Raw genomic sequence first — 6895 nt, 5'->3', positions numbered from 1 at the left:
CAGTGGGGCCGCACCCTTTCCTTGTCCCGCGCCTGGAGGGTCTACTCTTGAGTGCATAGTCATGCACATATGCACTCAAGGAGGTGGACCCATTGTGGTCGGTGCTGCGGAACGCCACCTACCGGCGGCTGTTTGCCGCGCAGATTGTTGCGCTGATCGGCACGGGCCTGCTGACAGTGGCGCTCGGACTGCTCGCCTACGACCTTGCCGGCAGCAACGCCGGGGCCGTCTTGGGGACAGCGCTGACGGTCAAGATGCTCGCCTACGTGGGGCTGGCGCCGGTGATTACTGCGCTGGTGGCCCGGTGGCCCAGGAAACGGGTCCTCATCGGGGCCGACATGCTCCGCGCGGTGATGGCGCTGTCCCTGCCGTTCATCAGCGAGACATGGCAGATCTATGCGGTCATCTTCCTGCTCCAGTCCGCCTCCGCCACCTTCACTCCAGCCTTCCAGTCGCTGATCCCCGCCGTCCTTCCAGATGAGCGGGAGTACACCCGGGCTCTGTCCCTGTCCCGGCTTGCGTATGACATGGAGGCACTGGCCAGCCCGGCCATAGCCGCGCTGCTGCTGACTGTGGTGGGCTACAACAACCTGTTCCTCGGGACGGTTGCCGGCTTCCTGTCCTCCGCAGCCATGGTGGCCATCAGTACCCTGCCCAAAAGCGCGTCCGCCCCAGTGCCGCAGGCCTCGCTGTGGCACCGCACCACCCTGGGCGCCAGGATCTTCTGGCGGAACCGGCGGCTGCGGTCGCTGCTGGCCCTCAACCTGGTGGTTGCCGCCCCGACGGCGATGGTGCTGGTCAACACGGTGGTCTACGTCCGGGATGTCCTGAGGCGCCCGGACACCGACCTGGCCCTGGCGCTGGCCTGCTTCGGCGTGGGGTCCATGATTGTGGCGCTGGCCGCCCCGCAGGTCCTCGACCGGTTCGGGGACAGGGCCGTGATGCTCACCGGGGCTGCTGTAATCCCCTTCGTCCTGGCGGGCGCCGCGGCGCTCTCCCTGGACCGCGCCCTGGACCCCGCCCCAAGCGGGTGGTGGCTGCTGCTGGGCCTGTGGCTCCTGCTGGGCGCTGCCAGCGCAACCATCCTCACGCCGTCGTCAAGGCTCCTGCGCGAGGCGTCCACCGAGGACACCCGGCCCTATGTTTTTGCGGCGCAGTTCTCCCTCTCGCACGCCTGCTACATCCTCACCTATCCGCTGGCCGGGTGGGTGGGCGCTGTGGCGGGCCTGGGCTGGGCTGCGCTGGCACTGACAATTGTTGCGATAATAGCCAGTGCAGGAGCGTTCCTGTCCTGGCCGCGGCACGTGGCCGCACCAGCCACGGAAGCCGCAGGGGAGGAACAGCACGGTGAGCAGCCAGCCCTCCAGCGGACCACACCCCGCGCCTGACGCGCCCTCCCTTGTCCACCCGGTAGACCCCGGCCCGGAACTGCTGGAGACGGCGTCCGCCACACTGCGGATGCTCGCCGAGCCAACGCGCCTGCACCTGCTGTGGCAGCTGGCCGAGGGCCCCAAGACCGTCACGGAACTCACGGCAGCGGCGGCGGTGCCGCGGACAGTGGTGAGCCAGCACTTGGCTAAACTTCGGCTGAGCGGGCTGGTGGACACCCGCAAGGACGGCCGCCACGTGATCTACTCGCTCCACGACGGCCACCTGGTGCGGCTCATCCGCGAAACCATCAACCACGCTGACCACCGCATCACGGGCGAACCCGCCCACGGCTGACGCCCGCGCGTCGTCCCTAGCCTGAACGGAGCCCGCAATGGCCGCCACAACCGCCGGGGAAACCCGCGCCTGCACCCCGGAGCAGCTCCAGTCCGTCCGGGAGGCCCTGAAGTCCCCGCGGAGGCTCAAGACCGAAGTCCTGGGCGGGCTGGTCGTCGCACTGGCGCTCATCCCGGAGGCCATCGCGTTCTCCATCATTGCCGGCGTCGATCCCCGCCTGGGACTCTTCGCTTCCTTCACCATGGCCGTGACCATCGCGGTTGTGGGCGGCAGGCCCGCCATGATCTCCGCCGCCACGGGCGCGGTGGCCCTGGTGATTGCCCCGCTGGTGAAGTCCCACGGTGTGGACTACCTGATCGCCACGGTCATCCTGGCCGGAATGTTCCAGATCATCCTGGGCCTCTCCGGCGTGGCCAGGCTGCTGCGCTTCATTCCGCGGTCCGTGATGGTGGGCTTCGTCAACGCGCTGGCCATCCTGGTGTTCATGGCCCAGGTTCCGGAGCTGCTCAACGTGCCGTGGCTGGTGTATCCGCTGCTGGCGCTTGCCCTGCTGATCGTGTTCGGCCTGCCCAGGCTCACCAGCGCCGTGCCCGCCCCGCTGGTGGCAATCGTGGTCCTCACCCTGGTCACAGTGTTCGCGTCCATCGCCGTCCCCACGGTGGGGGACAAAGGCGAGTTGCCCGACTCGCTGCCATCGCTGTTCCTCCCCAACGTTCCGTTCAGCCTCGAAACCCTGCAGGTCATCTTCCCGTTCGCCCTCGCCATGGCGTTCGTGGGGCTCCTCGAATCCCTGATGACCGCCAAACTCGTGGACGACATCACGGACACCCGCTCGGACAAGACCCGGGAGGCCTGGGGCCAGGGCGTGGCCAACCTCGTCACGGGTTTCACCGGTGGGATGGGCGGCTGCGCGATGATCGGCCAGACCATGATCAACGTCAAGGCCTCCGGCGCACGCACCCGGATCTCCACCTTCCTGGCCGGCGCCTTCCTGCTGGTCCTCGTGGTGGTGCTCGGCGGCGTCGTGTCCCTGATCCCCATGGCGGCGCTGGTGGCCGTGATGATCTTCGTCTCGTGGGCCACCTTCGACTGGCACAGCATCCACCCACGCACCCTGAAGATGATGCCCAAGAGCGAAACCCTGGTGATGCTGGCCACCGTCATCGCTACCGTCGGCACGCACAACCTGGCCATCGGCGTGGGCGTCGGGGTGCTCGTGGCCATGGTGCTGTTCGCCCGCCGCGTGGCCCACTTCGTCACCGTGGAACGGACGCTGTCCACCGTCAACCGCCATGAGACCACCACCTACGTGGTGGACGGCGGGCTGTTCTTTGCCTCCTCCAACGACCTCTACACCCAGTTCGAGTACGCCCTGGACCCGGCCCACGTGGTGATCGACATGCACTCCTCGCACCTCTGGGACGCCTCCACCATCGCCGCCCTGGACGCCATCACCGAGAAGTACCGCGCCCACGGCAAGGACGTGAAAATCATCGGCCTCAATGACGCCAGCACCACCATGCGCGAACGGCTGGGCGGGAAGCTCGGCGCGGGGAACTAGGGCCTCGGGAGGACGTGCCTTCCTGCCCAGTTACTCGGGGGGTCAACCTGCTCAACCCGTTCAAGCCGGGGACACGCTCTGGTTCGCAGCGCGCCGCCCGGTTGCCAGGAAAGCAACTGGGCAGGAACGCACGGCTGCGGCCGGCAACCGCGACCGGGCCGTGTACAACCCGGAAGGCCCTCCTCGATTCCGGCGGCCGGGGGAGCGCGTTTGTGGCACCTTGACTGCATGTCGGGGGCCGGCGCCATAATCGGGCACGAACCATCGTGCGTGAAAAGCCGGATCATTCCGCCGAAGCAAAGGAGCCCCCGAATGACGAAGTACCTGATCTCGTTCCCCGGTGAGGCCATGCAGGTCCCCGAGGAGGAGTTCGAGGAGGTGGTGAGAACCTCGCATGCCGTCATTGAGGAGGCCAAGGAGGCGGGCGTCTATGTCTTCGGCGGCGGAATCGCCGAGGACGTGGCCCCGGTGATGGTGGCCGGGGACGGCACAGTCACCGAGGGCACCTACCCGGGCCATACGGTACCCAACGGCGGCTACACCATCCTCGAACTGCCCTCGCGGGAGGCGGCGCTGGAATGGGCTGCGAAGATCGCCGTCGCCTGCCGCTGCGCGCAGGAAGTCCGGCAGTTCCAGTACGACCCCGCGAGCTGACGACGGCGGCGCGTCACCTCAGCGGGCCGCGTACGACGGCGGCGCGTCAACTCAGCGGGCCGCGTACGACGGCGGCGCGTCAACTCAGCGGGCCGCGTACGACGGCGGCGCGTCACCTCAGTGGGTCGTCAGGCGTTGCGTTTCACCCAGCCCCAGACAGCTGTGGCCACGAACAGCACCAGGCCGATGACCGCCAGCCACACCAAGCCTTTGATGACGAAGCCGAGGATGGACAGGACAAGCCAGATGATAAGCAGTGTGATGATGAGTCCCATCCCGGAATCCTAGCCGGAATCACCAGTTGCCGTGGTGGTCCATGGGGTGGGCCTCCGGATTGCCGGGGGCGCTAAGGCCCGGCCATGTGGCCACCCGGCGGTCGACTTTTCCGCAGTGGGTGCAGTGCCGGCGGAAATTACCGTCCTGGTCCGTGTCGGCCAGCCAGTGGTGCCCCAGATTTACCCTGCATAACAGTGCCTTGAGCATGGCGGTCCGTCCTCAGCAGAGGCCCGGACCTGCGGGAAATTCCGCGCCCGGAACCGCCTTCATTCTACGCGCGGGGTTCCCCGGCGGCCATGCGCATTCCTGCGCCCGGGGGACTCCGCCCGCGTGTCTTGACACGGCACATCCGTCGGCGCAGGCTGATAGCGCTGGGTGCCACTGTTGGCGGTGTTGACTCAGCGTGCGTCGGCCAGCCAACGCCCCCGGAGCGGCCTGGACGCCCCGGACGAACAGTCCATTCCCTGTCTGGAGAAAATGAAATGGCCGGAGTAACTGTCAACGCCCTTGAAGCGAAGTCCTTTGACGAACCCGATGAAAAGCGCCGCCCGCCCAAGACGCAGGTGGACGTGGTGAACCTCGGCGGAACCACGTTGGGAAGGTTCACCTTTGAGCCGGGCTGGCGGTGGTCCGAAACCGTCAAGACCGTGGTCCATACGGATACCTGCCAGGTGAACCATGTGGGGATCTGCACCGCCGGGACGCTCACTGTTGAAATGGAAGACGGAACACGGAGCACGGTGAGCCCCGGCCATGCGTACAGCATTCCGGCCGGCCATGACGCCTGGGTGGAGGGTGATGAGGCATTCGTGGGCTACGAAGTCATGAGTGCCGCGGTCTTCGCAAAGCCCGCCTGATCCGGTGGCTACCCGCCCGCTCCGTGGACGGGGTTCCGGGGAAGCGGCCACAACAGGTGCGGGTCCCCGGAAAAAGCCCCGGCGCTGGTTGCGCCGGACCGGCATCGCCGCGCTGGTTTGGCTCGGGCTGGTCCTGGTGTCGACGGCGGTCAACCTGGTCATGGAGCGGGCGGAGAAGTCGAGCGTTCCCGCCTACGGCGAACGGGTCCGCGTGGGCAGCGAAGCCCTGAACGTGTACCGGAGCGGGGGCGGCGGCCAACCGATCATCCTCCTCGGTGGCCTGGGAACGCCGGCCCCTGCCCTCGACTTTGCGCCGCTGATCCGTGCGCTGGACGGCTTCGACGTCATCGTGGTCGAAGGGATTGGCTACGGCTACAGCGATATGGAAGGCAGCGCGCGCACCAACGAGAACATCAGCACCGAGCTGCACGACGTCGTGGCGAAACTGCAGGTGAGGCAGCCGTACGTCCTGGCAGGGCACTCCATTGCCGGGTTCTACATGCTTGACTACGCCAACCGGTTCCGCAGTGAGGTGTCCGCGGTGGTGGGCATCGACGCCACCATACCGAAACCCGGGCACGGTCAGGTTGAGGAGCCCCAGCCCGGCATCAACATCGAGCGGGTGCTCTCCTTTACCGGGCTGGTCCGGTCCGTCACCGCTATAGCCCCGGGCCTGCTGGACCCGGACAGCGACGCCTACACGGAGGACGAGCTGAAGCGCATGCGCCAGATGATGAGCTGGAACTACGGCAATCCCGCCGTTGCCGACGAATCAGCGCGGATTGCCAACAACGCCGCCGCCCTGAAGGGAGTTGGCTATCCCGATGACCTGCCCGTCCTTGCCTTCATCGCCGATGAAAAGACCGATTCCACAGCCACCAAGACATCGTCAACGCAGGACCTGCTGAAGAACGTCAGGCGCCAGCGGATCGTCCCCCTGGAAGGCGGGCACTACCTGCACTGGACCCAGTCCGAGCAGATGGCCGAGGAAATCCGCGCCTTCCTGGGCGGCAACGGCTGAGGAGCCCGGCCGGTCCCCAGCCCTTACCCGGCCGGGTACGGGGCCGTGGCGAGGGACCGGGCCAGGTGCGCAGCGTTGCGCGCGGCACCGGCGGTGGTGGCGGCCACCTTCTCGGGGACGCTGTCCAGATCCTTGTAATCCACTGTCTGCATGGCCTCGCCCACCCAGTAAGTGGCGCCCTGGGCGGGAATGGTGAAGCCGACGTCGTTCAGCGCCTGCTGCGTGTCAGCAACGGTCTTGTGGGCGCCATCCTCGTTGCCCACCACCGCCACGACCGCCACCTTCCCGTACATAACGGGCCTGCCGGCGTCGTCCGTTTCCGCGAGGTCCGCGTCCAGGCGCTCGATGACCCGCTGGGTGATGCTGCTGGGATGGCCCATCCAGATGGGGGTGGCCAGGACCAGGATGTCGGCCGCCAGGATTTTCTCGCGGATCCCGGGCCAGGCATCGCCGGCGCCCATGTCCACCTGCACGCCGGGCATCACGTTGTGGTCCACCACCCGCACGGAGGTTCCGCTGACGCCGTGCGCTGCGAGTTCGTCCAGCACGTGGCGTGCCATGAGTTCGCTGCTGGACGGCTCGGGCGAGGGGGTCAGGGAGCAGATCAGGGCAAATGCGGTGAGGTCAGCCATCGGTCTTCCTTGTCATTCGTGGGGGTGTTCCGTCGTGCCACTCTAGGGTTCGTAGCCAGCAGCACGGCGGACTGCCCACCCCAACTAGGTAGCGCTAAGTGTCGTTTTGACGCCCCAAAACGACACTTAGCGCTACCTAGTTGGGAGGGGAGGCTGGGAGGCAAGCGTT

9 protein-coding genes are annotated in these 6895 nt (G+C 67.1%); 6 read left to right on the top strand and 3 right to left on the bottom strand.

From position 1 onward, the window contains the following. The first annotated feature begins 92 nt into the window (after window positions 1-92). The 4 genes from FHJ30_RS15745 to FHJ30_RS15730 all read left to right on the top strand — a co-directional run bounded on the left by FHJ30_RS15745 (window position 93) and on the right by FHJ30_RS15730 (window position 3940). The gene (locus FHJ30_RS15745) at window positions 93-1388 is read left to right on the top strand and encodes an MFS transporter (protein ID WP_139030214.1); all 1296 of its coding nucleotides are present in this window, start codon (window positions 93-95) and stop codon (window positions 1386-1388) included. Beyond that, on the top strand, window positions 1348-1725 hold the full coding sequence (locus FHJ30_RS15740; RefSeq protein WP_139030197.1) for a helix-turn-helix transcriptional regulator: 378 nt from the start codon (window positions 1348-1350) through the stop codon (window positions 1723-1725). Before FHJ30_RS15745 ends, FHJ30_RS15740 begins: the two co-directional genes overlap by 41 nt. Window positions 1726-1762: 37 nt before the next feature. Beyond that, a complete protein-coding gene (locus FHJ30_RS15735) occupies window positions 1763-3286 on the top strand; it encodes a SulP family inorganic anion transporter (RefSeq protein ID WP_139030196.1) in 1524 nt (507 codons plus the stop codon). Between the two features lie 312 nt (window positions 3287-3598). Beyond that, complete coding sequence (locus FHJ30_RS15730) at window positions 3599-3940, top strand: YciI family protein (RefSeq protein WP_139030195.1); 342 nt, start codon at window positions 3599-3601, stop codon at window positions 3938-3940. A 128-nt stretch (window positions 3941-4068) separates the two neighbouring features. Here FHJ30_RS15730 and FHJ30_RS21410 read toward each other — a convergent pair whose 3' ends face one another. Together FHJ30_RS21410 and FHJ30_RS15725 are read right to left on the bottom strand one after the other, a co-directional pair. Further along, window positions 4069-4215 carry a hypothetical protein gene (locus tag FHJ30_RS21410; RefSeq protein WP_171059088.1) on the bottom strand — a complete coding sequence of 49 codons (147 nt, stop codon included), beginning with the start codon at window positions 4213-4215 and terminating at the stop codon, window positions 4069-4071. Window positions 4216-4234: 19 nt separating this feature from the next. After that, a complete protein-coding gene (locus FHJ30_RS15725; RefSeq protein WP_139030194.1) occupies window positions 4235-4423 on the bottom strand; it encodes a hypothetical protein in 189 nt (62 codons plus the stop codon). A 275-nt stretch (window positions 4424-4698) separates the two neighbouring features. On the opposite strand from FHJ30_RS15725, the gene FHJ30_RS15720 reads away from it, so the two are divergent. Continuing rightward, entirely contained in the window at window positions 4699-5073 is a 375-nt protein-coding gene (locus FHJ30_RS15720) for a cupin domain-containing protein (protein WP_139030193.1), read from the top strand. Between the two features lie 4 nt (window positions 5074-5077). Next, on the top strand, window positions 5078-6094 hold the full coding sequence (locus FHJ30_RS15715; RefSeq protein WP_139030192.1) for an alpha/beta fold hydrolase: 1017 nt from the start codon (window positions 5078-5080) through the stop codon (window positions 6092-6094). A 23-nt stretch (window positions 6095-6117) separates the two neighbouring features. Here the strand turns inward: FHJ30_RS15715 and FHJ30_RS15710 are convergent, their stop codons facing one another. Further along, window positions 6118-6726 carry a flavodoxin family protein gene (locus tag FHJ30_RS15710; RefSeq protein WP_139030191.1) on the bottom strand — a complete coding sequence of 203 codons (609 nt, stop codon included), beginning with the start codon at window positions 6724-6726 and terminating at the stop codon, window positions 6118-6120. Window positions 6727-6895: the final 169 nt, after the last annotated feature.

Origin of the sequence: Arthrobacter sp. BB-1, from assembly GCF_006151685.1 — a bacterium.
Lineage (GTDB): Bacteria > Actinomycetota > Actinomycetes > Actinomycetales > Micrococcaceae > Arthrobacter.
This window is presented reverse-complemented; position numbering and strand designations above follow the sequence as displayed.